We start from the raw sequence: 23,795 nt of genomic DNA on the forward strand, positions 1-23,795 counted from the left end.
CCGTGCTGTCTGCGTCGGTCAGATCAGCACGGCCGGCGAAGGAGCAGCTGCCCGTTCACGCGCGCGAGCCTACTCCGCCGCGCCGGCGGGCCGCGCGCACGGACGGTCCGGCCGGCCCCCACCCCGGAGGGTGAACCCGCGGCCCACCCGGTGTACCCGCGGCCCCGCCCTGCCGAGAGGGATCGTGTGCCACCCGATGCGCCGAGCGCGCCCGACCGCCGCGGCTCCCGCCGGACCCTGGCCCTGACCGGGCTCGTCCTCGCGCTGTTCGCCACCGGCGTCGGGCCGCGCCCGGACGGCGAGGCGTGGGCCCTGGCCTACGACCTCGTCCTCTACAACGCCGTCTGCCTGCTGGCCGCCGCCGTGTGCGTCCTGGCCGCCCGCCGCAACCGCGCCGAGCGGCTCGCCTGGACCAGCCTGGCCGTCGCCTTCGTGCTCAACACCGTCGGCAACCTCGTCTACACCCTCGTCATCGCCCGGATGACCCACGAGCCCTACCCCTCCCTGGCCGACTTCTTCTACCTCGCCTACTTCGCACCGCTGTACGTGGCGCTCATCGCGCTGATCCGCACCCGCGTACACCGTTTCCACGCGAGCATGTGGCTCGACGGCGGCATCGGGGCGCTGGGCGCCACGGCCGTCGCCGTCGCGGTGCTGCTGGAGCCGGCCCTGCGCCTGACCGAGGGCAGCCTCGCCGCCGTCGTCACCAACCTGGCCTACCCGGTGGCCGACGTCGTCCTGCTGGCCGTGCTCGTCGCCGTCTCGGCCATCCTCGGCGTGCGCCGCGACCCCGCCCTGCTGCTGCTCGGCGCCGGGATCGTGGCCAACCTGGTGGGCGACATCGTCTACCTCGACCTGGCCACCGCCGGGGACTACGTCGAGGGCGGGCCGCTCGACCTCACCTGGCTGACCGGCATGCTGCTGATGGCCGTGGCCGCCCACCGCAGCGACCAGGGAGCCCCGCCGGCGCGCGAGGCCGACACCCAGGTGGGCTGGCGGGTGCTCGCCGTCCCGCTGGTGTGCAACCTGGCCAGCCTGTTCGTGCTGGGCCTGGGCTGGGGCGACCGGATGTCCCCGTGGGCGGCGTGGGCCGCGATCGGCTGCGTGCTCGCCGCGCTGGCCCGGACGGCGGTCACCTTCCGCGAGGTCCGCACCATCCGCGAGGTCAAGCTCGAGGCCCGCACCGACGAGCTGACCGGACTGCCCAACCGGCGCGCGCTGCTCGAGGCCGCCCGCGACGTCGTCGCCGCGGCCACCACCGCCCGCCCGGCGGCGCTGCTGCTGCTCGACCTCGACGGCTTCAAGGAGGTCAACGACAGCCTCGGCCACGGCGCCGGCGACGAGCTGCTGCGCCAGGTCGGCCCGCGGCTGGCCCCCGTCCTGCAGCCCGGCGAGGTGCTCGCCCGCCTGGGCGGCGACGAGTTCGCCGTCCTGCTGCCCGGCACCGACCTCGAGACCGCCGCCCTGCGGGCCGGCGTCGTCGACGGGCTGCTGCGCGAGCCCTTCCCCGTGGGCGGTATCCGGCTGCACGTCGGGGTGAGCATCGGCGTGTCCACCGCCCCGGTGCCGGCCGACGACGTCCAGGAGCTGCTGCGCTGCGCCGACGTGGCCATGTACGCGGCCAAGACCGGGCGCACCGGCGTCCAGGTGTACGTACCCGACCCCGGCAGCGACTCCGGTGACCGGCTGCGCACGATGGAGGAGCTGCGCACCGCCCTGGCCGAGGACGAGCTGATCGTCCACCTGCAGCCGCAGGTCGCCATGGACGACGGCCGGCCGGTCGGCGTCGAGGCGCTGCTGCGCTGGCAGCACCCCACGCGCGGGCTGCTCAGCCCCGCGTTCGTGCTGCCCGCCGCCGAGCAGGCCGGCCTGCTGCGCCCGCTCACCGACGCGGTGCTCGACCGGTCGCTGGACGCGGTCGCGCTGTGGTGGGCCGAGCACCGGGTGCCGATCTCGGTGAACCTGTCGGCGGCCAACGTCGCCGACCTGGACCTGCCGGCCAAGGTGGCCGCCGCCCTCGACCGGCGCGGGCTGCCCGCCGAGGCGCTGACCCTGGAGCTGGTCGAGGACACCCTCATGGCCGACCCCGAGCGCGGCCGCCGCGTGCTCGGCGAGCTGCGCCGGCTCGGCGTGCGGACGTCGATCGACGACTACGGCACCGGCTACAGCTCGCTGGCCTACCTGCGGCACCTGCCCGCCGACGAGCTCAAGCTCGACCGCAGCCTGACCGCCGACGTCGACCGCGACGAGCGGGCCGCGGCGATCGTGCGGCACACCGCCGCGCTGGCCCACGACCTGGGGCTGAGCCTGGTCGCCGAGGGCGTGGAGGACCTGACCACCGGACGGCGGCTGGCCGAGCTCGGCTGCGACGTCGCGCAGGGCTACGCCATCGCCCGACCGATGCCCGTTGCCGACTTCGTCGGCTGGCTCGCCGGCGCGCGCACGGGCGGGTCCAGCAACCGCGTCTGAACGCCGCCGGGCGTGCCGCCTCGGGGTGTGCCCGTCGGCGGGACCGGGCAGGATGGCCGGAGTCGATCAACCCGGAGGTCCATCCGTGTCCCGTAGTCAAACCCGCGGCCAGGTCATCGGGGCCGAGCTCCAGGAGGGGTTCAGCCACCTGGGCGCCGCCGTGACCGAGGCGTCGCGGGCCGCCGCCGAGCAGTTCGGCCCCCGCGTCGAGGCCGCCCGTGACGCGGCCGGTCCGGCGCTCGACGCCGCCCGCGACGTCGTCGTCCCCAAGGTCGCCGCCGCCGTCGCCGTCGCCGCCCCGGCGGTCGCCTCCGCGCGGGAGGCGCTCTCGCCGCGGGTGGAGTCGGCCCGCGACGCGGCCGGCCCGGTGCTGGAGATGGCCCGCGAGCGGGTGGACGCCGCCGTCGAGGCCCTCACCCCGCGCCTGGAGGCCGCCCGCGGTGCCGCCGGCCCCGCGGTCACCTCCGCGCTGACCGCGGCCGGCGCCGCCGCCGCGCGGGCCGCCGCCGACCTGGCCCCGCTCGTGGGGGCCGCCTCGGCAGCCACCCGCGAGGCGCTGACCAGCGAGGTCGCCCCCCGCGTGGCGGCCGCCCGCGACGCGGTCGGGCCGGCCCTGGAGAACGCCCGCGGCTCCCTGGCCGCCGGCGTCGAGTCCGCCCTGGGTGAGCTCGAGCACCGCCGCGCCGACCTGCTGGCCACCACCGCGAGAGCGACGGCCGACCTGCGCACGAAGTCGGCGCGGGCGGGTAAGGACACGAGGAGGAAGGCGGCGAAGACGGCCGCGCGGGCGAGGCGGAGGGCCGGGCTGGCGCCCGCGCCGCGCCGCTGGCCCTGGGTGGTCGCCGCCTTCGTCGCCGGGACGGTGGCCTTCGTGCTGCTGCGCCGGAAGAAGGCGGACCCGTGGACGCCGGCCCCGGCCGGGGACGGGCCCGTGCCCAGCTACCGAGAGGACCCCGTGCCCAGTTCCCCGAGCAACGACAACGCCGGCAAGACCGTCTCCAGCGCCCAGTGGGAGGCCGGCGACTCCGCGCCCAACGAGTCCGACATGGGCATCCGCGACGCGCAGAACGTGGCCGGTGACGACGCCGCCGGCGAGACCGACCCGACCCGGACCGCTCCCGAGCCGTACACCAGCGGGGGCGGCGCCCAGGACGCGGGCCCGACCGCGGGCCCGCCCGGGGCCGGCCAGGCCTGAGCCCCGACGAGAGCTCTCCCCCGCCGCCCCCGCTGCCCCCGAGGCAGCGGGGGCGGTGGGCGTCCGGGGGTACCGTGCTGGTCATGAGCGAGACGGCGGTCCCCACTCCCCCCGCGAAGGTCGAGCCCGCCGGACGCAAGCTGCTGCGGCTGGAGGTGCGCAACAGCCAGGTCCCGATCGAGCGCAAGCCCGACTGGATCAAGACCCGGCTCAAGACCGGCCCGGAGTACACCGAGCTCAAGTCGCTGGTGCGCCGCGAGGGCCTGCACACCGTCTGCGAAGAGGCCGGCTGCCCCAACATCTACGAGTGCTGGGAGGACCGGGAGGCCACGTTCCTCATCGGTGGCGACCAGTGCACCCGGCGCTGCGACTTCTGCCAGATCGACACCGGCAAGCCGGCCGACTTCGACGCCGACGAGCCGCGCCGCGTGGCCGAGAGCGTGGCCGCGATGCAGCTGCGCTACGCCACCGTCACCGGCGTCGCCCGCGACGACCTGCCCGACGGTGGGGCGTGGCTGTACGCCGAGACCGTCCGGCAGATCCACGCCGCCGTCCCGGGCTGCGGGGTCGAGCTGCTCATCCCCGACTTCAACGCCGACCCCGACCAGCTCGCCGAGGTCTTCTCCTCGCGGCCGGAGGTGCTCGCGCACAACGTCGAGACCGTGCCGCGGATCTTCAAGCGGATCCGGCCCGGCTTCCGCTTCGAGCGCTCGCTCGCGGTGATCACCGCCGCCCGCGAGGCCGGGCTGGTGACCAAGTCCAACCTCATCCTCGGCATGGGCGAGGAGCCGCACGAGGTCGTGGAGACCATGCGCGCCCTGCACGAGGCCGGGTGCGACCTGCTCACCATCACCCAGTACCTGCGGCCCTCGCCGCGGCACCACCCCGTCGTCCGCTGGGTCAAGCCCGACGAGTTCGTCGGGTTCCAGCAGCAGGCGGAGGAGATCGGCTTCCCCGGCGTCCTCGCCGGGCCGCTGGTGCGCAGTTCCTACCGGGCCGGCCGGCTCTACCAGCAGGCCGTCGAGGCCCGCGGTCTGACCCCTCGGGGCTGATCTCCCGCCGCGCCCCCGGGCCACCCGCCCGCGCGCCCCTATCCTGGGGTCATGGCACGCAGCAAGCCCACAGACTCCACCGCGCCGTCCGGACGCGGCAAGGCCGCGACCGGTCCCGGCTCCCGCGGCCGGACGACGGGCGGTGCCACCGCGGCGGGCGCCGCCGGCAAGGGCAAGGCCCCGAAGGTCGGCGCGGACGGCCAGCCCAAGGTCGGCCGGCTCAAGAAGATCGGCAACCAGGCCCGCATGGTCAAGCAGGCCTACTCGCTGACCCGCAAGAACGACCCGAAGCTGCCCTGGCTGATGCTCATCGCCTTCGTGGTGGTGGCCGGCGTGGTGGAGCTGCTGGCGATCCTGTTCGGCGCGCCGTTCCTGCTCCTCCCGCTCGCGGTGGTCCTCGGCGTGATGGCCGCGATGATCGTCTTCGGCCGCCGGGCGCAGGGCTCGGCCTACCGCCAGGTGGAGGGCCAGCCGGGCGCGGCCGCCTGGGTGCTCGAGGGCATGCGCGGTGACTGGCGGGTCACCGCGGGCGTCGCCGGCACCACCCAGCTCGACAGCGTGCACCGCGTGCTCGGCCGGCCCGGGATCATCCTGGTCGGCGAGGGCTCCGCGGCCCGCGTCCGCAGCCTCATCGCCCAGGAGAAGAAGAAGGTCGCCCGGGTCGTCGGCGACACCCCGATCTACGACGTCCTGGTGGGTGACGAGGAGGGGCAGGTGCCCCTGCGCAAGCTCAGCACCCACGTGATGAAGCTGCCGCGCAACCTCTCGGCCGCCGAGGTCAACAGCCTCGGCCGGCGGATGTCCGCGCTCGGCGGCCCGCGGATGCCCGTCCCCGGCGGCCCGCTGCCCGGCGGCCGGCAGATGTCGGTCAGCGCCCGCCAGGTCCGGCGCCGCTGACCGGAGGACCACCCTGCCCCCCATGAAGGACCCTCCTGCCCCCCGCCACTCGCGAGCTCGCGGCGGGCCCCTGCAGGAGGGCCGATCGACGCTCGCGGCGGGCCCCTGCAGGGTGGCCGTCAGAGCCGGTCGAAGGGCGCGGCGTAGCGGAAGGTGCCGCGCTGCTCGGGCCCGGCCAGCCGACGGGCCTGGAAGTGCACGCCCCACGCGGGGTCGGGCGGGGCGAGGCCGAGGTCGGCCGCCGGCCGGAAGCCGAGGCGGGCGTACCAGTGCGGTGACCCGAGCAGCGCGACCAGGCGCTCCCCCGCCGCCTCGGCGACGGCGAGCAGCGTGTGCACCAGCACCGTGCCGGTCCCGCGGTGCTGCACGGCCGGCCGGACGGCGAGCGGCCCGAGCCCGAGCGCGGGGGCGCCGAGCGGCTCGATCCACCCGCGGGTCGCGATCACGTGCCCGACGACGTCGTCCCCGTCGACGGCCACCAGGGACAGGTGCGGCAGGAAGCCCGCGTCCTCGCGGAGCTCGCCGACCAGCCGGGCCTCCACCGCGGTCGGGAAGGCCGCCCGGTGGACGTCGCCGACGGCGCGGTGGTCGGCCGGCCGCTCCCTGCGGACGATCACCTGTCGCGGACGACGGCGGTGTCGGTGAGGCGGTCGTGCAGGCCGCGGCCGTCGGCGTCCACCACCAGGGCGGGCACGAGCACCATGAGCAGCCCGGTCCGGACGACGGCCCGCCAGAGCGCCAGCCGCGCCGCCGGCCGCGGGTGCGCCAGCCGCAGGCCGAGCAGCCGCATCCCCGGCGTCTGCCCGACGGCGACGAGGAAGACGACGTAGACCGCGGCGAAGGACAGCAGGCTCCAGTTGCCCGGCAGGTCGGGCGCGGTGAACAGGCCCGCGACGACCGCCGAGAGGACGGCGTCGACGAGGAAGGCGAGCACCCGGGTCCCGAAGGGGGCCAGCGAGCCGGGTCCGTCGGACGGCAGGCCCAGGGAGGCGCCCCGGCGTCGTCCCTGAGAGGGTGGCTCCACGCCCACCAGCGTAGGACTCACCGCAGCGCACCCCCGCCGAGCCAGGGCACCCGCCGCCGCCGACACGCCGGAGGCCGTTGTTACCGCCCCGAAACAGACGGGACACCGCGGGGCAACCCCCCGCTCGTAGCGTGCTCGACGGCTGTTCGCCCACTCCCGGAGGATCGATGTTCACCAGTCCCGACGAGGTCGCCGCCTACATCCGCGACAACGACGTCGAGTTCGTCGACGTCCGCTTCTGCGACCTGCCCGGCGTCATGCAGCACTTCACGATCCCCGCGTCGACGTTCGGCGAGGACACCTTCTCCGACGGCCTCGGCTTCGACGGCTCGTCGATCCGCGGCTTCCAGGCGATCAACGAGTCGGACATGCTGCTGCTGCCCGACGCCAACAGCGCCTTCGTCGACCCGTTCCGCAAGCACAAGACGCTGAACGTCAACTTCTTCATCCACGACCCGATCACGCGGGAGGCCTACAGCCGCGACCCGCGCAACGTGGCGAAGAAGGCCGAGGCCTACCTGGCCAGCAGCGGGATCGCCGACACCGCCTACTTCGGGCCGGAGGCGGAGTTCTACGTCTTCGACTCGATCCGGTACGACACCAGCATCAACGAGGCCTACTACCACATCGACTCGGTGGAGGGCTCGTGGAACTCCGGCTCCCCGACCGGCGAGAACGGCGTCGGCCCCAACCGCGGCTACAAGGCGCGGATGAAGGGCGGCTACTTCCCGGTCGAGCCCTACGACCAGCAGAGCGACCTGCGCGCCGACATGATGAAGAACCTCATCGGCGTCGGCCTCGAGCTCGAGCGCGGTCACCACGAGGTGGGCACCGGCGGCCAGGCCGAGATCAACTACAAGTTCGACACGCTGCTGCGGTCGGCCGACAGCCTGATGCTGTTCAAGTACGTCATCAAGAACACCGCCTGGGCGCACGGCAAGACCGCCACCTTCATGCCCAAGCCGCTCTTCGGTGACAACGGCTCGGGCATGCACTGCCACCAGAGCCTCTGGCGGGACGGCGAGCCGCTCTTCCACGCCGAGACCGGCTACGCGGGCCTGTCCGACACCGCCCGCCACTACATCGGCGGCCTGCTCGCCCACGCCCCGTCGCTGCTGGCCTTCACCAACCCGACGGTCAACAGCTACCACCGCCTGGTGCCCGGCTACGAGGCGCCGATCAACCTCGTCTACTCCGCCCGCAACCGCTCGGCCTGCTGCCGCATCCCGATCTCCGGCGACAGCCCCAAGGCCAAGCGCATCGAGTTCCGCGTGCCCGACCCGTCGGCCAACCCCTACCTCGCCTTCTCGGCGATGCTCATGGCCGGCCTCGACGGCATCAAGAACAAGATCGAGCCGCCGGCGCCGGTGGACAAGGACCTCTACGAGCTGCCGCCCGAGGAGGCCCTGGGCATAGAGAAGGTGCCCGCCTCGCTGGACGCCGTCCTCGACCGGCTCGAGGTCGACCACGACTACCTCATCGACGGCGGGGTGTTCACCCCCGACCTGATCGAGACGTGGATCGAGTACAAGCGGGAGAACGAGATCGACCCGATCCGCCTGCGCCCGCACCCGCACGAGTTCGCGATGTACTACGACATCTGATCGACCCGCACCGCATGAGGGCCGGTGACCTGCACGCCCAGGTCACCGGCCCTCGTCACGACCGGGCCCCGGGACGCGACCCGGGCCTATCGATGGTCGATGTGTTGTGATCGAAAATCATTGTATGCTCGCGGTGTGCGCGCAGCCTCCGTCGTCGTCGCCGTCCTCGTCGCCGTGGCCCTCGGCGTCATCGCCGTGGTGCTCGGGGAGGCGGACGACTCCCCCGGCCTCCAGGGCCTCGGGGTCCTGCTGGCCGTGGGTGCGGTCGCGCTGGGTGTGCGGGCCCTCCGCCGGGCGAGGTAGGCGCCAGGCCGCCGCCGCGGCGGGTCACCGGCTCTCGTGGCGTCCGGGCCTCAGCCGGGAGCCGCCTCCGGCCGCCGGGCCAGCACGGCCTGCTGGCGGTAGCGCGGGATGGGCACCGCCCGGGCGGCGAGGCCCCGGGGCCGCGCCGTGGACACGGGGAGCCGCAGGACCCGCCGGACCAGCAGGCCGGCCGCGGCCAGCGGGTAGGTGATCGGGGTGAGATCCTCGGCGACGACGGCGAGCCCGCCCCGCGTGAGCACCTCGTCGACGGCGGCGGCCGAGCGGTACTCCCGGACGTGGGTGGGGTCGAGCACCCAGCCCGCCTGCGGGTTGCGCCGGAAGTACCAGGCGCCGGGGAGCTTCACCGGCGTCTCGACGTAGACGAGGCCACCCGGCCGCGTGACGCGGACCAGCTCGCGGGCGAAGACCTCGTCGTCGGGGGCGTGCTCGATGACGTGGCAGGCCGTCGTGACGTCGAACGATCCGTCCTCGACGGGGACCACGCCGTCACCGGACACGAGGACGGTGTGACCGGAACCGCGGGCCTTCTCCGCCCGCACCGTGGACACCTCGAAGCCGGTCAGCGACCAGGCCTCCCCGTAGGTCTCCCGGAGCCGGTCGAGCAGCGCGCCCTCGCCGCACCCGACGTCGATCAGCCGGCCGGCGGAGTCGTCCAGCACCCGGCGCAGCAGGGGCGGCACGGTGGTCTCGTCGTCGAGCTGCGGGTAGGTGTGCGCGTACGCGTCCCAGTCCATCGGTCCCCTAGCTGTGGTCGCCGACAGCGCTGCCGACGGTGGTGCGGCCGGGGCGATCCTGGCGGGTGGACGGCCGGCCGGGCAAGGCCGCGGCCACCCGTTCGTGCTGGTGAGGGGCGAGTGGGGACCCGGTGTATCGGGACGCCCACCTGCAGCCTCCGTGCAACAGGAACGTCACACCCCCCGCCTACCGTGCGCTGCAGGACTAACCGATGCGAGGAGGTCGCCATGAGCCCGACCGTTGCCACCCTCGACCAGCTCGACCACGCCATCGCGGTCGCCTACGTGGCGCTCGGCGCGGCCCGCAGCGCGTGGGACCGCTGTCCCAGCGCGGCGAACGCCCGGGCCGTCGACGAGGCGGAGGACTGGGTGGACCTCCTGCTCGACGAGCGCCTCGCCACCCAGGGGTGACCGGACGCCGACGGGCCGGCGACCTCCCGGGCAGGTCACCGGCCCGTCGGGGGTCGGACCCGGGGTCAGGCGGTCGCGGGCTGCCGCAGGTCGGCGTCGACGCCGGTCGGGTCGGCGACCGGGCCGGAGGCGCGGCCGGTGGAGAAGCGCTCCAGATCGAGGATGCCCTCGCGCTTGGCCACGATCGTCGGGACCAGCGCCTGGCCGGCCACGTTCACCGCGGTGCGGCCCATGTCGAGGATCGGGTCGATCGCCAGCAGCAGGCCGACACCGGCCAGCGGCAGACCGAGCGTGGACAGCGTCAGGGTCAGCATGACCACCGCGCCGGTCACGCCGGCGGTGGCGGCCGAGCCGACCACCGACACCAGCGCGATGAGCAGGTAGTCGGTCAGCGACAGGTCCACGCCGAAGAACTGCGCCACGAAGATCGCCGCCAGCGCCGGGTAGATCGCCGCGCAGCCGTCCATCTTCGTCGTCGCGCCCAGGGGGACGGCGAACGAGGCGTAGGAGCGCGGGACGCCCAGGCTCTGCTCGGTGACCCGCTCGGTCACCGGCAGCGTGCCGATCGAGGACCGCGAGACGAACGCCAGCTGGATCGCCGGCCAGGCGCCGGCGAACCAGCGCAGCGGCGAGAGGCCGTGCAGCCGCAGCAGCACCGGGTAGACGACGAAGAGCACCAGCGCCAGGCCGGCGTAGACCGAGCCCGCGAACACGCCGAGGGAGCCGAGGGAGTCCCAGCCGTAGGTGGCGACGGCGTTGCCGATCAGGCCCACCGTGCCGATCGGGGCCAGCAGGATGACCCACCACAGCAGCTTCTGGACGACGGCCAGCGCGGAGCGGACCAGGCCGAGGAACGGCTCGGCGGGCTCGCCGACCTTGAGTACCGCGACGCCGACGGCGACCGAGAGCACGATCAGCTGCAGCACGTTGAACGACAGGCCGATCGAGCCGTCGTCGCCAACCGAGCCCTGCAGGCCGAGGACGTTGCCCGGCACCAGGCCGGTGAGGAAGTCCCACCACGAGCCGGTGGTCTCCGGCGGGGCCTGCGCGGCGGCGTCGACGGAGCTGTTGCGGCCGGGCTGGGTGAGCAGGCCCAGGCCGATGCCGATGCTGACGGCGACCAGCGCGGTGATCGCGAACCACAGCAGCGTCTGGCCGGCCAGCCGGGCGGCGTTGGAGACCTGCCGCAGGTTGGCGATGCTGACGATGACGGCGGTGACGACCAGCGGCGGGACCAGGACCTTCAGCAGCGTGACGAAGGTCTGGCCGACGGTCTGCAGGGTGCTGGTGAGCCAGTTCGGCGACCCGTCGGCGACGGGACCGAGGTCGCGGGCGACCAGGCCCAGGGCGATGCCCGCGACCAGCGCGAGGAGGACCTGCGCGGCGAAGGGGACGGAGCGGAGACGTGCGAGCACGGACGTGCCTCTCGAGGGGGTCGGAGCGGAGGTGGGGACGGCGGCGGGCTGCGGTGTCAGCGCGCGTCGTCAGCCGGCGGTCGTCAGCCGGCCGTAGTCCAGCTCACGGCGTCGCGTGAGCCCCCACGGGTTGTCCACGCCAGAGCACAAGCGGGGTCGGGCGCGCCGGCATCCCGGGTGTGCCCGGACTCACCGTCGGTCCCGCCGGGGGCCCGGCTCGTCGGGTGCCCCGGCCCCTGGTAGGCAGGGGCAGCGTGGCCCACCACTTCGAGGACTTCTCCCCCGGCCAGGTGTTCACCAGCCAGGCCCGCACGATCACCGAGGCCGACGTCGTCACCTTCGCCGGGTGGAGCTGGGACACCAACCCGGTGCACACCGACGCGGAGTCGGCGCGGGCGGGCCGCTTCGGCGAGCGGATCGCGCACGGGCTGCTCGGCCTGTCGGTGGCGATGGGGCTGGCGTCGCGGATCGGCGTGTTCGAGGAGTGCTCGATCGCGCTGCTCGGTGTCGACGGCTGGCGCTTCCGGAGGCCGCTGCGCATCGGCGCCACGGTGCGCTGCCGCGTGGAGGTCCTCGGCACCCGGCTCACCAGCCGCGGCGACGCCGGCGTCCTCGCCCGGCGGTTCACCCTGCTCGACCAGGACGGCGAGGTGCTGCAGGACGGCGAGATCGGCCTGCTGGTCAGCCGGCGCCCGGCCGGCTGAGGGCGCGGCGTCCTGCGGGATCAGGCGGCGTCGTCCTCGCGGGCCGGCCCGTCCTCGACGCCGACCAGGACCTCGTTGGTCTGCAGGGTGACCAGCCAGGCCAGTGCGTGGTCCTCGACCGGGTCGCCCGTGGTCCGCGCGATGGCGTCCAGCTGGGCGGCGACCAGCCCGCGGGCGGCCTGGTAGACGTCGGCGGCGGTGACCGCGATGCCCTGCTCGGCCAGCCACAGCCGGCCGTCGGGCAGCACCCGCACCTCGGTCTGGCCGCCGACGCCGAGGTCGGCGGCCGCGCTCGTCAGCACGGACATCCCGGCCCGCAGCTCGGTGAGCCGGCGGGACCGACGGTCGGGGGACGACGGCATGGGCACTCCTCGGACGGGCCCGCGGGCCTCGGGACGTGCCTGCAGAGTCGGCACCCGGCCCGCACCGGCTGACCGCGGCCGTGACGCCGGGGCACCCGTGGGGCGGGTGGGGCGGACCGTTGCGCGCCCGACCCGCCACCCGGCCGGGACCGGGCAGCATCCCCCCGTGATCCGCCGCCCCGGGCGCACCCGCCGCCGACGCCGCCGCGATCGCGACCGCGACAGAGACAGAGACCGCGACCGCGGGGACTGGTGCGACTGCGGCGACGCGTGCTGCGAGGTCGGTGACCTGGTCGGCCTGCTGGCGCTCGTGGTCCCGGCCGCGCTGCTCACCGCTCCCCCGCCGGGCACGCCGTGGGCCGCGCGCTGGCCGGCCCGGCTGGTGGTCGCCTACCGCGAGCGGGTCAGCCCCACCCGGCCGCCGTGCTGCCCGTTCACCCCGACCTGCTCCACCTACGGCCTGCAGGCGCTGCGCGCCCACGGCGCGCTGCGCGGCGGGTGGCTGACCGCCCGGCGGCTCGGCCGCTGCCGTCCCGGCGCGGGTGGCGCCGACCCCGTCCCCGCGGGACGACCGTGGCCCCGGCCCTCCGACGGAGGACCGGGGCCACGGGACGGCGGGCTCAGCAGCAGCGGCTGACCGGGGTGCGCTCCCGCTCGTCGGCCCGGCGCCGCTCGAACTCCCGCCGGCTCACCGGCCGGTGGCCGTGCGCGGCGCAGTGCTCGAGGTAGTCGTCCCAGCGGGCCTCGCCGCTCCACTCGCGCAGGTACCAGCGCACCCCGCGCCAGGCCCGGACGGCGGCGGAGCGGACCGGGCCGGCGACGTCGGCCGTCACCGGGTCGGTCCCTCCTCGGTGAACGTGCCCCGACCGCGGGCACCGGCGCCGACCAGCCGCTCGTGCTCGGCGATGGCCTGCTTCTCCTCCGCCGTCGCGAACAGCCCCGAGGGCTCGACGATCCGCGACGGGACGGCCGGCTCCTCGGTGGTGGGCAGCGGACCCCGGGCGCGGATCGCCTTCGCGATGACCACCAGCGCGTTGAAGAAGACCACCACGACCAGGAGCGCGAAGAAGGCCTGCAGCACCCCGTTGATGGTGGAGTTGGTGACCACCTGCTGCATCTGGCCCACGTCCTGCGCCGGCGCGAGGACCTCCCCGGCGTCCAGCGCGGTGGCGTAGCGGTTGCGCTGGGCGAAGTAGCCGATCGCCGGGTTGTCGGAGAAGACCTTCTGCCAGCTCGCCGTCATCGTCACCACGAGGTCCCAGGCCAGCGGGACGGCGGTGATCCAGGCGTACTTCAGCTTCCCGTGCTTGACCAGCAGCACCGTGCAGAGGGTGAGCGCGATGGCCGCGAGCAGCTGGTTGGCGATGCCGAACAGCGGGAACAGCTGGTTGACCCCGCCGAGCGGGTCGGTGACGCCGATGTAGAGCATCGAGCCCCAGAGGCCGACGACGACCGCGCTGGCGATGACGTTGCCCGGCCGCCACGACAGGTCGCCGAACTTCTTCCAGACGTTGCCGATGGTGTCCTGCAGCATGAACCGGCCCACGCGGGTGCCGGCGTCGACGGCGGTGAGGATGAACAGCGCCTCGAACATGATCGCGAAGTGGTACCAGAACGCCTGCAGGTTCCCGCCGAAGGCGTTGTGGAAGATCTCCGAGATGCCGACGGCGAGGGTCGGGGCACCGCCGGTGCGCGAGATCAGGCTGGGCTCCTGGACGGCGGCCGAGGCGGCCGCGAGGTCCTGTGCAGACGTGGGGAAGCCCAGGCCGTTGACGAACGCGGCCGCGGTCTCCGGGGTGCCGCCGGTGACGCCGGCCGGGGCGTTCATCGCGAAGTACAGGCCCTGGTCGATGACCACGGCGGCGATGAGCGCGCTGATGGCCACGAAGGACTCCATCAGCATGCCGCCGTAGCCGATCAGGCGGACCTGGCTCTCCTTGGCCACCATCTTCGGCGTCGTCCCCGAGGAGATCAGGGCGTGGAAGCCCGAGAGCGCGCCGCAGGCGATGGTGATGAAGACGAACGGGAACAGCGACCCGGCGAACACCGGCCCGGTGCCCTCGCGGGCGAACTGGGTGAGCGCGTCGGCCTGCAGCACCGGCCGGGCGATCAGCAGCCCGACGGCGAGCAGCACGATCACGCCGACCTTCATGAACGTCGACAGGTAGTCGCGCGGGGTCAGCAGCAGCCACACCGGCAGCACCGAGGCGACGAAGCCGTAGACCACCAGGGCGAGGACCAGCCACTCCTTGGACAGCGTCAGGGCGTCGGCCAGGCCGGTGTTGTCGATCCAGCCGCCGCCGACGATGGCCAGCAGCAGCAGGACGACGCCGATGGCCGTCGCCTCGAGCACCCGGCCGGGCCGCAGCACCCGCAGGTAGACGCCCATGAACAGCGCGATCGGGATGGTGAGCGCGATCGAGAAGACGCCCCACGGCGACTCGGCCAGCGCGTTGACCACGATCAGCGCCAGGACGGCCAGGATGAGGATCATGATCGCGAAGACGGCGATCAGCGCGGCGACGCCGCCGACGATGCCGATCTCCTCGCGCACCATCTGGCCCAGGCTCTTGCCGTTGCGCCGCATCGAGAAGAACAGCACGACCATGTCCTGGACGGCGCCGGCGAAGATGACGCCGACGACGATCCAGATGGTGCCCGGCAGGTAGCCCATCTGGGCGGCGAGCACCGGGCCGACGAGCGGGCCGGCGCCGGCGATCGCGGCGAAGTGGTGCCCGAAGAGGACCCGCCGGTCGGTGACGTCGAAGTCGACGCCGTTGTGCAGCCGCTCGGCCGGGGTGGCCCGCCGGTCGTCGACGCGCAGCGCGCGGTGGGCGATGAACCGGGCGTAGAAGCGGTAGGCGATCGCGTAGGAGGCCAGCGCGGCGAACAGCATCCACAGCGCCGAGACCGTCTCGCCCCGGGCGAGGGCGAGGACGGTCCAGGCGACGGCGCCGACGACCGCCACCGCCGTCCACACCAGGACGCTCTTCAGGGTCGGGCGGCGGCGACCGGTGCCTCCGGGCGGTCCGCCCTCGGTGTCGGGCCTGCTGACCGTCGTGGACACGGGCGTCCTCCTCGCGTGCGCAGACAGCGCCCGGACGACGCTGTCCTCGGGACGGTGCGAGCATGCCAAGCCCCCGGGCGGCGCGCCGGGCCGGGGGCCCGGTCGTGACCACCCCGTGACCGGGTCGGGCCGGGGTGTCGGGCCGTGGTGGGTCAGGCATAGCCCCAGACCTCCTGGGCCACCTCGACGACCAGCGCCAGCTTGGCCACCTGCTCGTCGCGGGTCAGCGCGTTGCCCTCGACGGTGGAGGAGAAGCCGCACTGCGGGGAGATCGCCAGCTGCTCCAGCGGCACGAAGCGGGCGGCCTCGTCGATGCGCCGCTTGAGGGCGTCCTTCGACTCGAGCTCCGGCCGCTTCGTCGTCACCAGGCCCAGCACGACCCGCTTGCCCGGCGGCACGAAGCGCAGCGGCTCGAAGCCCCCGGAGCGGGCGTCGTCGTACTCGAGGAAGAAGCCGTCGACCTCCAGGCCGCCGAACAGCGCCTCGGCGACGAAGTCGTAGCCGCCCTCGGCCACCCAGGAGGAGCGGAAGTTGCCGCGGCACATGTGCGTGGTCACCGTCAGCCCCTCGGGCCGGCCGGCCAGGGCGGCGTTGATCTGCCGGATGTAGCGCTCGTGCTGGTGCTCGGCGTCGCGGCCCTGGGCGGCGAGCTCGGCGCGCTGGGCGGGGTCGTTGAGGTAGGCCAGGCTGGTGTCGTCGAGCTGCAGGTAGGTGCAGCCCTGCGCGGCGATGCCCCGCACCTGCTGCGCGTAGGCCGCCGACAGCGCCTCCCAGAACGCGTCCTCGTCGGGGTAGACGGCCGGGTCGATGGCCGCCGCCCCGCCGCGGTAGTGGACCATCGACGGCGACGGGATGGTCAGCTTCGCCGTCTGCCGGCCGGTCACCTGCTGCTGCAGGTAGCCGAAGTCCGCGGCGAAGATCGGCTCGTCGATCGACAGCGGCCCGTCCACGTGCAGGCCCGCCGGGGTGAAGTCGATCGTGCCGTCGGCGTTCTTGAAGTGCACGACGATGTCCTCGCCGGTGACCTTGCTGATGCCGCCGATGGCGTAGATGAAGTCCATGTGCCACGAGGCGCGGCGGAACTCCCCGTCGGTGGCGGTGCGCAGGCCGACGTCGCCCTGCAGCCGGACGACGTCGGCGACCGCCTCGTCCTCGGCGGCGCGCAGCCCGGCGTCGTCGAGCTCCCCGGCGGCGTGGCGGGCGCGGGCCTCGAGCAGCGCGGGCGGGCGCAGCAGGCTCCCGACGTGGTCGGCGCGGAACGGCGGTCCGGAGGTGTCACTCATGCCCGGCAGCCTCGTCCGCCCGGCCGTCGCGCGCAGCCCGGTCCCACGGCCGCACCCCCTCCCCCGACACCAGCCGCTCGGCGACGGCGTAGAGCAGCAGCCCGGGCAGCAGCAGCACCGAGGGCAGCACCAGCGGCGCGGCCAGCACCGAGATGGCCAGCACGCCCGGCGCGCTGGCCCACCAGCCGGGCCGCCGCTCGGGGTCGGTGAGGGCGCCCCACCGGACGCCGGCCCACATCAGCCAGCGCAGCAGCACCGGCACCCCGCCCTCGCGCATGACCCGGCGGAAGACGCCGTCGGCCTGCCGGGAGGTGACCACCCCGGTGGCGATGCCCACCGTGCACAGCCAGTCGTGCAGCACCGCGGCCAGCGTGTAGCGGCCCGACTCCGGGACCAGCCACAGCACCGGCCGCGGCACGCTGGCGAGGTCGGTGCGGAAGCCGGAGGGGACGACGAAGCGGTCGCTGCGCCCGACGTAGCTCAGGGGCTCGACGAGCGTCCAGCCGCCGGCGCCGGCGGTGCTCAGGACCGCGGAGGGTGGGTCGAAGGGCACCCCGCGATCCTGCCCCCGGCGGGGTGCGCGTGCCCGGCGCGTGCGCCGCCCGACCGCCCGGGACGGCATCACATCGCGCACGACGCATCAGATGCCACGCCGCGGGGCATGGCCCGCACCATGCGCCTGCCCGAGCCCCGGGGTCCCATGACCGCCGCCCTGGCCGACGACCTCCGCGCCGGGGCCGTCTCCCCCGCCACCGTCGACCTGGCCCGCCGGACCGCGGAGGCGGCGCCGGACCCCCTGCTCGACGACGACCTGCAGCTCGCGCTGGCGTCCTGCTACGAGCTGCACTACCGCGGCTTCGACGACGTCGACGACGCCCTCGAGTGGGACCCCGCGCTGCTGACCCTGCGGGCGCACCTCGAGCGGCGCCACCTCGCCGCGCTGCGCGAGCTCACCGGCCCGCCGGAGGCCACCGGCGACCCGGTCGACCAGCAGCTGGCCGCGCTCGTCGCCGCCGACGACGGCCCGTCGCTGTCGGCCTTCATGAGCAAGCGCGGCACCGCCGAGCAGTGGCGCGAGTACCTGACCCTGAGGTCGGTGTACCACCTCAAGGAGGGCGACCCGCACACCTTCGCCGTCCCGCGGCTGGCCGGCCGGGCCAAGGCGGCGATGGTGGAGATCCAGGCCGACGAGTACGGCGGCGGCTCGGCCGAGCGCATGCACAGCGAGCTGTTCGCCGGGATGATGCGCGACCTCGGCCTCGACGCCGGGTACGGCGCCCTCTGGGACGACGCGCCCGCCGTCGCCTTCACCTCGGTGAACACGATGTCGCTGCTCGCCCTGCACCGGCGCTGGCGCGCCGCGGCGCTCGGCCACCTGGCCTGCGTGGAGATGACCTCCTCCGAGCCCAGCCGCCGCTACTCGGCCGGGCTGCGCCGGCTGGGCCACGACGCGACGACGACGGTCTTCTACGACGAGCACGTGGAGGCCGACGCCGTCCACGAGCAGATCGCCGCCGTGGACATGTGCGGCTCGCTGGTGGCCGAGGACCCGGCCCTGGCCGGGGACGTGCTCTTCGGCGCCGCCTGCTCGCTGGCCGTCGACGGGCTGACCGCCCGGTACCTGCTCGGCGCGTGGGAGGCCGGCCGCTCGGCGCTGCGCGGGGAGCGCGCCCTCGCCGCCTGAGCGGGGACCTCGCCGCCTCGGCTGCAGGTCGGTCGTGCGCTGCCGATCCTGTCCGCGCAGGACCGCGGAGGACCCCGTGGTCCCCGAGCACGCGGAGACCCACATGTGGCGGCGCACCGAAGAGACCCCGGCCGGCGGCCCGGCCCTGCCGCCGATGCCGCGGGACATCGAGACGCTGGAGGCCGTCGTCGCCGCCCTCGACGACGGGGTGCGCACGCCGCTGGACGCCCACGTCGCGGTGGTGCGCACGCTCACCGAGGCGTGCGGGCTGGCCTACGGCGCCGTCTGGGTCCCCGGCCCCGGCGGCGTGTTCACCCTGGCCCACGAGACCGGCCCCCTCGCCGCGGCGATGGCCGGGGCGCGGCCGTCCGACGGCCGGCTGCCCGACGCCACCGGCGGGAAGGCCGTGCGCGAGCGCCGCGCGGTGCACCTCGACAGCGCCCCCGCCGCCCGCGGGGCCGAGCCGCGCTGGGCCGCCGCGTGGGCCGCCGGCGCCCGCGAGGGCTGCTTCATCCCCGCCGTCGACGACGGGCGGGTCACCGCCGTCGTCGAGTACCTCACCCCGCACCAGCTGCCCTTCTTCGGCTCGCGCACCGAGAAGTGGGAGTCGATCCACCGGCTCTTCGCCTCGATGCGCGCGGCCGCGCTCGCCACGGCGGCGCAGCGGGAGACCGTGCACGACCGGGCCGCGGTGACCGCCGTGGTCACCCGCCTCGGGGAGGCCGCCGACGAGGCGTCGGTGCTGCGCGCGGCGCTGGAGACGGTGCGCTCGGCGTTCGGCTGGGCCTACGGCTCGTTCTGGGGGCTGGACGAGGCCGAGCAGGTGCTGCGCTTCCGCACCGAGTCCGGCTCGGCGGGCGAGGAGTTCCGCAAGGTCACCCTGGCCGCCAGCTTCGCCGAGGGCGTGGGCCTGTCGGGCAGGGCCTGGCGGCAGCGCGACCTGGTCTTCGTCCCCGACCTGGCCGAGGTCACCGACTGCGTCCGCGCCCCCGCCGCCCAGCGGGCCGGGGTGCGCTCGGGCGTGTGCTTCCCGATCACCGCCGGCGGTCAGGTCATCGGCACGATGGACTTCTTCGTCACCGAGACCATCGAGCTGTCGGACTCGCGGGCCTCGGCGCTGCGCAACGTGCAGCACCTGGTCTCCCAGCGGTTGGACGCGCTGCGCCGGGCCGCGGCCGACGCCGAGCGCTCCCGCGAGCTCCTCGACAGCGTCGAGCGGCTGCGCGGCGCCGCGGTCGCGGCCGGCGAGGTGGCCGACTCCGCGGTCGCGCAGGCCTCCTCGATGACCTCCGAGGTGGCCGCGCTCACCGAGGCGTCGACGTCGATCGGCGAGGTCATCCGGATCATCTCCGGCATCGCCGACCAGACCAACCTGCTGGCGCTGAACGCCACGATCGAGGCCGCGCGCGCCGGGGAGGCCGGCCGCGGCTTCGCCGTCGTCGCCAGCGAGGTCAAGGACCTCGCCCGCGAGACCGCGACGGCGACCCAGCGGGTGTCGGACCAGATCGCCGGCATCCAGGCCAGCAGCGAGCAGGTCACCGCGGGCATCCACGCGACCAGCGAGGTGATCGGCCGGCTCGACGCCGTGCAGGCCCGGATCACCGACGTGCTCGAGGAGCAGGTGCGGATGGCGCAGTCCATCCAGGCGCAGTAGCAGGGCTCAGGCCGGCCGGCCGCCCTCCCGGGACGCGCTGCGGATGGCGGCGGCCGGGCGCGGCCGGCTGGGCGCGCTCGGCGCCGAGAAGCCCGAGCGCTTGTGGGTGCCGTCGCAGAATGGCTTGATGCCCGACTTGCCGCAGCGGCACAGCGCCACGGTCCGGCGGCCGGGGTCGATCTCGGCGCCGTCCTGGTCGACCAGCCGGAAGTCGCCGCGCACGATGAGCGGCCCGTCGCGGTAGGGCGTGATGGTGGCGCCCACGGCGTCGGCGGGCTGGTCGGCGGGCTGGCCGGTGGTCGGGTCGACGGGCAGGTCGTCGTTCAGGTCGTCGTCGGCGGGCAGCGCGGAGCTCACTCCCCCAGCGTGCCCCGCGCGCGCCACCGGCACACCCGCCGGCCGGCCCGGGGGTGTGGGTGGGGCGCGACGGTCAGTCCGGCTCGCCCCAGCGCACCCACGACGCCGTCAGCGGGTGCTCCGCGGCGAACCCCTCGGCGGCCGCCCGCCGCCGGGCCGCCGCCGGCGGGTGCGGGTGCTCGTGGTGGAGCTCCGCGCAGCGGTTGTGGCTCAGGTAGTGCGCCAGCGCCGCCGCCGGGTCGACCCGTCTGCCGCGGGCGGCCACGTCGTGACGGGCCTCCCACTCGCAGGCCAGCTTCTCGGCCGCGGACATGTCGGCGTACGGGGAGTCCGCACCCCCGCTGTGCTCCGGTGGGCGGTGGACGGGATCCGACATCGCGCTCTCCTCCCGGTCACTCGGGCCTCCCCCGATCGTCCTCCTCGACGCCGCCGGGTTCCACCCACCTGCGCGCGCTCAGGCCGGGGGCTGCCCGTAGAAGACCTGCTCGACCACCGTGCGGGCGTGCCGGGTGGTGCGCCGGTACTCGTCGAGGAACTGGCCGGGGTCGGTGTCGGGGCCGTACCCGCTGGCCCGGGCCACGCCGGCCAGCTCCAGGCCGGGCCGGGGCAGCTGGTCGCTGGGCCGGCCGCGGACCAGGAAGACGGCGTTGCGGGCCCGGCTGGCCAGCTCCCACGCCTCCCGCAGCGCCTCGGCCTGGTCGGCCGCGAGCAGCCCGTGGGCGGCCAGCCGCTCCAGCGTCTGCACCGTCGAGGCCAGCCGCAGGTCGGGGACGGCGGCGGCGTGCTGCAGCTGCAGCAGCTGGACGGTCCACTCGACGTCGGCCAGCCCGCCGCGGCCGAGCTTGGTGTGGGTGGCCGGGTCGGCGCCGCGGGGCAGCCGCTCGCGCTCGACGCGGGCCTTGATCCGCCGGATCTCGGCCACCTGCGCGTCGGTCAGCCCCTCGGCGGGGTGGCGCAGCGGGTCGACCAGCGCGACGAAGGCCGCGCCCAGCTCCGCGTCGCCGGCCACCGGCGTGGCGCGCAGCAGCGCCTGCACCTCCCACACCGACACCCAGCGCTGGTAGTACTCGCGGAAGGCGTCCAGGCTGCGCACCAGCGCGCCCTGCCGGCCCTCGGGGCGCAGGTCGGCGTCGACCTCGAAGGCCGGGTCGGGCGCGGGCTCGCCCAGCAGCCGCCGCAGCGTGTGCGCGATCGCGTTGGCCGCCTGGGTGGCCCGCGCCTCCTCCGCGCCCGGCCTCGGGCGGTGCACGAACAGCACGTCGGCGTCCGAGCCGTAGCCCATCTCCCCGCCCCCGAGCCGGCCCATGCCGATCACGGCGAGGTCCACCGGCACGTCGTCCTCGGCGGTGCCCGTCTCGCGCGCCCACGCCCGGACGGCGACGTCGAGCCCGGCCTGCAGGGTGGCCACGGCGACGTCGGTGAGCGCCTGCCCGACCCGGACGACGTCGAGGCGGCCGAGCAGGTCGGCGGCGGCGATCCGCAGCAGCTCGGTGCGGCGCAGCGAGCGCACCACCCGGATGCCGGCCTGCGGGTCGGGCGCGCGCCGGGCGGCGGCCCGCCAGGCACCGGCCAGCGCCCCGGCGCCGCGGGGCTCGAGCTCGGCGTCGTCGGCGAGGGTGCGCAGCGCGTCGGGCGTGCGGGTGAGCAGCGCGGCCACGTACTGGCTCGAGCCCAGCAGCCGGGCCAGCCGCTCGGCCACCTGGCCCTCGTCGCGCAGCAGCCGCAGGTACCACTGGTTGCCGCCGAGGGCCTCGCTCACCTGCCGGTAGGCGAGCAGGCCCGCGTCGGGGTCGGCGCAGTCGGCCAGGGTCTGCAGCACCACCGGCAGCAGGTACCTCTGCATCGACGCCGAGCGCGACACCCCGCCCGACAGCGCCGCCATGTGCCGCAGCGCGCCCGGCGGGTCGGCGAAGCCCAGCGCCCGCAGCCAGTCGCCCGCGGCGGCGGAGCCGAGCTGCGCGGCCTCGGCCGGCACCTTGGCCACGGCCGACAGCAGCGGCCGGTAGAAGAGCTTCTCGTGCAGCCGGCGCACCTCGCGGGTGTGCAGCGCGAGCTCGGCGCGCAGCACGTCGACGGCGTCGCCGCGGTGGTCGGGCTTGTAGCCGAGCGAGCGGGCCAGCCAGCGCAGCTGCTGCTCGTCGGTGGGCAGCAGGTGGGTGCGCCGCAGCCGCAGCAGCTGCAGCCGGTGCTCCACGGTGCGCAGGAAGCGGTAGGAGGCGATGAGCGTGGCGCCGTCGTCGCGGCCGACGTAGCCGCCGTCGACCAGCGCCGTCAGCGCGGGCAGCGTGCCGCCGACCCGCAGCCGGACGTCGACGCGGCCGTGCACCAGCTGCAGCAGCTGGACGGCGAACTCGACGTCGCGCAGGCCGCCGCGGCCGAGCTTGAGCTCGCGCTCGGCCTGCGCGGGCGGGATGTTCTCCTCCACCCGGCGGCGCATGGCCTGCACCTCGCCGACGAAGCCCGGCCGCTCGCCGGCCTGCCAGACCAGCGGGAAGAGCTCCTCGACGTAGCCGCGGCCCAGGTCGGGGTCGCCGGCCACCGGGCGCATCTTCAGCAGCGCCTGGAACTCCCAGGTGCTGGCCCACTGCCGGTAGTAGGCGGCGTGGTTGGCCAGCGTGCGCACCAGCGCGCCGGCCTTCCCCTCCGGCCGCAGCGCCGCGTCGACCTCCCAGGCCGCCTCGTGGGCGATCCGCATGAGCGCGGCGGCGACCCGGGTGGCGCTCTGCACCGCCGGCGCCTCGGGATCGCTCGGGTCGACCGGCTCGGCCACGAAGACGACGTCGACGTCGCTCACGTAGTTGAGCTCGCGGCCGCCGCACTTGCCCAGGCCGATGACCGCCAGCCGGCACGGCGCGGCGCTCGCGGGCTGCTCGGCGACGGCGATCGCCAGCGCGGCGGACAGCACGGCGGCCGCGGCGTCGGCGAGCTCGGCGGCGACGTCCTCGGCCGACAGGCCCTCGCCGAGGTCGCGGCCGGCCAGGGACAGCACGGCGCGGCGGTAGGCCAGCCGCAGCGCGGCCACCCGCTGCGGGGTGGCGTCGGGCGCGGGCCGCCCGAGCCGCACGCCCCACGGCGGGTCGTCGGGGTCGGCGCCGACGGCCATCAGCATCTGCCGCTCCAGCGCCTGCGCGGTGGGCCGCACCGGGCCGCGCCCCTGCCCGTGGCCGTCGGCGTCGAGGACCGTCCAGTCGCCGGGGTGCGCGGCCAGGTGGTCGGCCAGCCCGGCGCTCGCGCCGAGCACCGCCAGCAGCCGGCCGCGCAGCAGCGCCGAGCCGCGCAGCCGGGCCAGCAGCGCCGCGGCGGAGCTGCCGGTGGCGTCGGCGGCGTCGAGCGCCTCGACCAGCCGGGTCAGCGAGCGGACGGCGAGGTCGGGGTCGCCGGCGCGGGCCAGCGCGGAGACGACCGGGCCGGCCTCGGGGTCGGCGGGCTCGTTGCGGTCGAGGTCCCAGAGGCCCAGGGCCGGGTCGGACAGCTGCAGCGCGGCCCGCTCGGCGTCGAGGAAGCCGAAGCGCGCCAGCCGCACCCGCGCCCGCCAGGGGACCTCCCGGGTGGCCGACAC

23 protein-coding genes are annotated in these 23,795 nt (G+C 75.4%); 11 read left to right on the top strand and 12 right to left on the bottom strand.

The window, feature by feature from the left end; genetic code table 11:
- Window positions 1-186: 186 nt before the first annotated feature.
- From BLQ97_RS17580 to BLQ97_RS17595, 4 genes are all read left to right on the top strand, one after another.
- Window positions 187-2,469 (top strand): putative bifunctional diguanylate cyclase/phosphodiesterase, encoded by a 2,283-nt coding sequence (locus BLQ97_RS17580; protein WP_091367291.1) that lies wholly within the window; start codon window positions 187-189, stop codon window positions 2,467-2,469.
- A gap of 85 nt (window positions 2,470-2,554) precedes the next feature.
- The gene (locus tag BLQ97_RS17585; protein WP_139173727.1) at window positions 2,555-3,664 is read left to right on the top strand and encodes a hypothetical protein; all 1,110 of its coding nucleotides are present in this window, start codon (window positions 2,555-2,557) and stop codon (window positions 3,662-3,664) included.
- An 83-nt stretch (window positions 3,665-3,747) separates the two neighbouring features.
- Complete coding sequence (gene lipA / locus BLQ97_RS17590; RefSeq protein ID WP_091367393.1) at window positions 3,748-4,716, top strand: lipoyl synthase; 969 nt, start codon at window positions 3,748-3,750, stop codon at window positions 4,714-4,716.
- Window positions 4,717-4,767: 51 nt separating this feature from the next.
- The gene (locus BLQ97_RS17595) at window positions 4,768-5,613 is read left to right on the top strand and encodes a DUF4191 domain-containing protein (protein ID WP_091367293.1); all 846 of its coding nucleotides are present in this window, start codon (window positions 4,768-4,770) and stop codon (window positions 5,611-5,613) included.
- A gap of 119 nt (window positions 5,614-5,732) precedes the next feature.
- On the opposite strand, the gene BLQ97_RS17600 is transcribed toward BLQ97_RS17595, so the two are convergent.
- Both BLQ97_RS17600 and BLQ97_RS17605 read right to left on the bottom strand, forming a co-directional pair.
- Window positions 5,733-6,230: a GNAT family N-acetyltransferase gene (locus BLQ97_RS17600; protein ID WP_091367294.1), complete on the bottom strand. Its 498-nt coding sequence runs from the start codon at window positions 6,228-6,230 to the stop codon at window positions 5,733-5,735.
- Window positions 6,227-6,637 carry an RDD family protein gene (locus BLQ97_RS17605; RefSeq protein WP_245692354.1) on the bottom strand — a complete coding sequence of 137 codons (411 nt, stop codon included), beginning with the start codon at window positions 6,635-6,637 and terminating at the stop codon, window positions 6,227-6,229. The genes BLQ97_RS17600 and BLQ97_RS17605 overlap by 4 nt, the downstream gene beginning before the upstream one ends.
- 167 nt (window positions 6,638-6,804) lie before the next feature.
- Between BLQ97_RS17605 and glnA the strand changes: the two genes are divergently transcribed.
- Both glnA and BLQ97_RS23430 read left to right on the top strand, forming a co-directional pair.
- Entirely contained in the window at window positions 6,805-8,241 is a 1,437-nt protein-coding gene (glnA, locus tag BLQ97_RS17610; protein ID WP_091367295.1) for a type I glutamate--ammonia ligase, read from the top strand.
- 135 nt (window positions 8,242-8,376) lie between these two features.
- A complete protein-coding gene (locus BLQ97_RS23430) occupies window positions 8,377-8,544 on the top strand; it encodes a hypothetical protein (RefSeq protein ID WP_175471797.1) in 168 nt (55 codons plus the stop codon).
- Between the two features lie 50 nt (window positions 8,545-8,594).
- On the opposite strand, the gene BLQ97_RS17615 is transcribed toward BLQ97_RS23430, so the two are convergent.
- The gene (locus BLQ97_RS17615; protein WP_091367296.1) at window positions 8,595-9,299 is read right to left on the bottom strand and encodes a class I SAM-dependent methyltransferase; all 705 of its coding nucleotides are present in this window, start codon (window positions 9,297-9,299) and stop codon (window positions 8,595-8,597) included.
- A gap of 228 nt (window positions 9,300-9,527) precedes the next feature.
- Here BLQ97_RS17615 and BLQ97_RS17620 point away from each other — a divergent pair, with 228 nt between their 5' ends.
- Entirely contained in the window at window positions 9,528-9,710 is a 183-nt protein-coding gene (locus BLQ97_RS17620; protein ID WP_091367297.1) for a hypothetical protein, read from the top strand.
- 65 nt (window positions 9,711-9,775) lie between these two features.
- Here the strand turns inward: BLQ97_RS17620 and BLQ97_RS17625 are convergent, their stop codons facing one another.
- Window positions 9,776-11,125 carry a dicarboxylate/amino acid:cation symporter gene (locus BLQ97_RS17625; RefSeq protein ID WP_091367298.1) on the bottom strand — a complete coding sequence of 450 codons (1,350 nt, stop codon included), beginning with the start codon at window positions 11,123-11,125 and terminating at the stop codon, window positions 9,776-9,778.
- 254 nt (window positions 11,126-11,379) lie between these two features.
- On the opposite strand from BLQ97_RS17625, the gene BLQ97_RS17630 reads away from it, so the two are divergent.
- The gene (locus BLQ97_RS17630) at window positions 11,380-11,829 is read left to right on the top strand and encodes a MaoC/PaaZ C-terminal domain-containing protein (protein ID WP_091367299.1); all 450 of its coding nucleotides are present in this window, start codon (window positions 11,380-11,382) and stop codon (window positions 11,827-11,829) included.
- A gap of 20 nt (window positions 11,830-11,849) precedes the next feature.
- On the opposite strand, the gene BLQ97_RS17635 is transcribed toward BLQ97_RS17630, so the two are convergent.
- On the bottom strand, window positions 11,850-12,191 hold the full coding sequence (locus BLQ97_RS17635) for a hypothetical protein (protein ID WP_245692356.1): 342 nt from the start codon (window positions 12,189-12,191) through the stop codon (window positions 11,850-11,852).
- 166 nt (window positions 12,192-12,357) lie between these two features.
- Here BLQ97_RS17635 and yidD point away from each other — a divergent pair, with 166 nt between their 5' ends.
- Window positions 12,358-12,828: a membrane protein insertion efficiency factor YidD gene (gene yidD / locus BLQ97_RS23435; protein WP_245692359.1), complete on the top strand. Its 471-nt coding sequence runs from the start codon at window positions 12,358-12,360 to the stop codon at window positions 12,826-12,828.
- On the opposite strand, the gene BLQ97_RS17645 is transcribed toward yidD, so the two are convergent.
- The 4 genes from BLQ97_RS17645 to BLQ97_RS17660 all read right to left on the bottom strand — a co-directional run bounded on the left by BLQ97_RS17645 (window position 12,812) and on the right by BLQ97_RS17660 (window position 17,094).
- Window positions 12,812-13,024 carry a CstA-like transporter-associated (seleno)protein gene (locus tag BLQ97_RS17645; RefSeq protein ID WP_091367301.1) on the bottom strand — a complete coding sequence of 71 codons (213 nt, stop codon included), beginning with the start codon at window positions 13,022-13,024 and terminating at the stop codon, window positions 12,812-12,814. The two genes, yidD and BLQ97_RS17645, sit on opposite strands and share 17 nt — an antisense overlap.
- On the bottom strand, window positions 13,021-15,258 hold the full coding sequence (locus BLQ97_RS17650) for a carbon starvation CstA family protein (RefSeq protein ID WP_091367302.1): 2,238 nt from the start codon (window positions 15,256-15,258) through the stop codon (window positions 13,021-13,023). Before BLQ97_RS17650 ends, BLQ97_RS17645 begins: the two co-directional genes overlap by 4 nt.
- Before the next feature lie 152 nt (window positions 15,259-15,410).
- Entirely contained in the window at window positions 15,411-16,541 is a 1,131-nt protein-coding gene (locus BLQ97_RS17655) for a 5-methyltetrahydropteroyltriglutamate--homocysteine S-methyltransferase (RefSeq protein WP_091367303.1), read from the bottom strand.
- Window positions 16,534-17,094 (bottom strand): DUF1353 domain-containing protein, encoded by a 561-nt coding sequence (locus BLQ97_RS17660; RefSeq protein WP_245692362.1) that lies wholly within the window; start codon window positions 17,092-17,094, stop codon window positions 16,534-16,536. Before BLQ97_RS17660 ends, BLQ97_RS17655 begins: the two co-directional genes overlap by 8 nt.
- 108 nt (window positions 17,095-17,202) lie before the next feature.
- Between BLQ97_RS17660 and BLQ97_RS17665 the strand changes: the two genes are divergently transcribed.
- Window positions 17,203-18,225: an iron-containing redox enzyme family protein gene (locus BLQ97_RS17665; RefSeq protein ID WP_245692364.1), complete on the top strand. Its 1,023-nt coding sequence runs from the start codon at window positions 17,203-17,205 to the stop codon at window positions 18,223-18,225.
- Window positions 18,226-18,301: 76 nt separating this feature from the next.
- Window positions 18,302-19,879 (top strand): methyl-accepting chemotaxis protein, encoded by a 1,578-nt coding sequence (locus tag BLQ97_RS24290; RefSeq protein WP_281181442.1) that lies wholly within the window; start codon window positions 18,302-18,304, stop codon window positions 19,877-19,879.
- Between the two features lie 6 nt (window positions 19,880-19,885).
- On the opposite strand, the gene BLQ97_RS17675 is transcribed toward BLQ97_RS24290, so the two are convergent.
- The 3 genes from BLQ97_RS17675 to BLQ97_RS17685 all read right to left on the bottom strand — a co-directional run bounded on the left by BLQ97_RS17675 (window position 19,886) and on the right by BLQ97_RS17685 (window position 23,795).
- Complete coding sequence (locus BLQ97_RS17675; protein WP_217637241.1) at window positions 19,886-20,236, bottom strand: CDGSH iron-sulfur domain-containing protein; 351 nt, start codon at window positions 20,234-20,236, stop codon at window positions 19,886-19,888.
- A gap of 73 nt (window positions 20,237-20,309) precedes the next feature.
- On the bottom strand, window positions 20,310-20,612 hold the full coding sequence (locus BLQ97_RS17680; protein WP_091367304.1) for a hypothetical protein: 303 nt from the start codon (window positions 20,610-20,612) through the stop codon (window positions 20,310-20,312).
- A 78-nt stretch (window positions 20,613-20,690) separates the two neighbouring features.
- The gene (locus BLQ97_RS17685; protein WP_091367305.1) at window positions 20,691-23,795 is read right to left on the bottom strand and encodes a bifunctional [glutamine synthetase] adenylyltransferase/[glutamine synthetase]-adenylyl-L-tyrosine phosphorylase; all 3,105 of its coding nucleotides are present in this window, start codon (window positions 23,793-23,795) and stop codon (window positions 20,691-20,693) included.

Origin of the sequence: Geodermatophilus telluris (assembly GCF_900102745.1) — a bacterium.
Taxonomy (GTDB): domain Bacteria; phylum Actinomycetota; class Actinomycetes; order Mycobacteriales; family Geodermatophilaceae; genus Geodermatophilus; species Geodermatophilus telluris.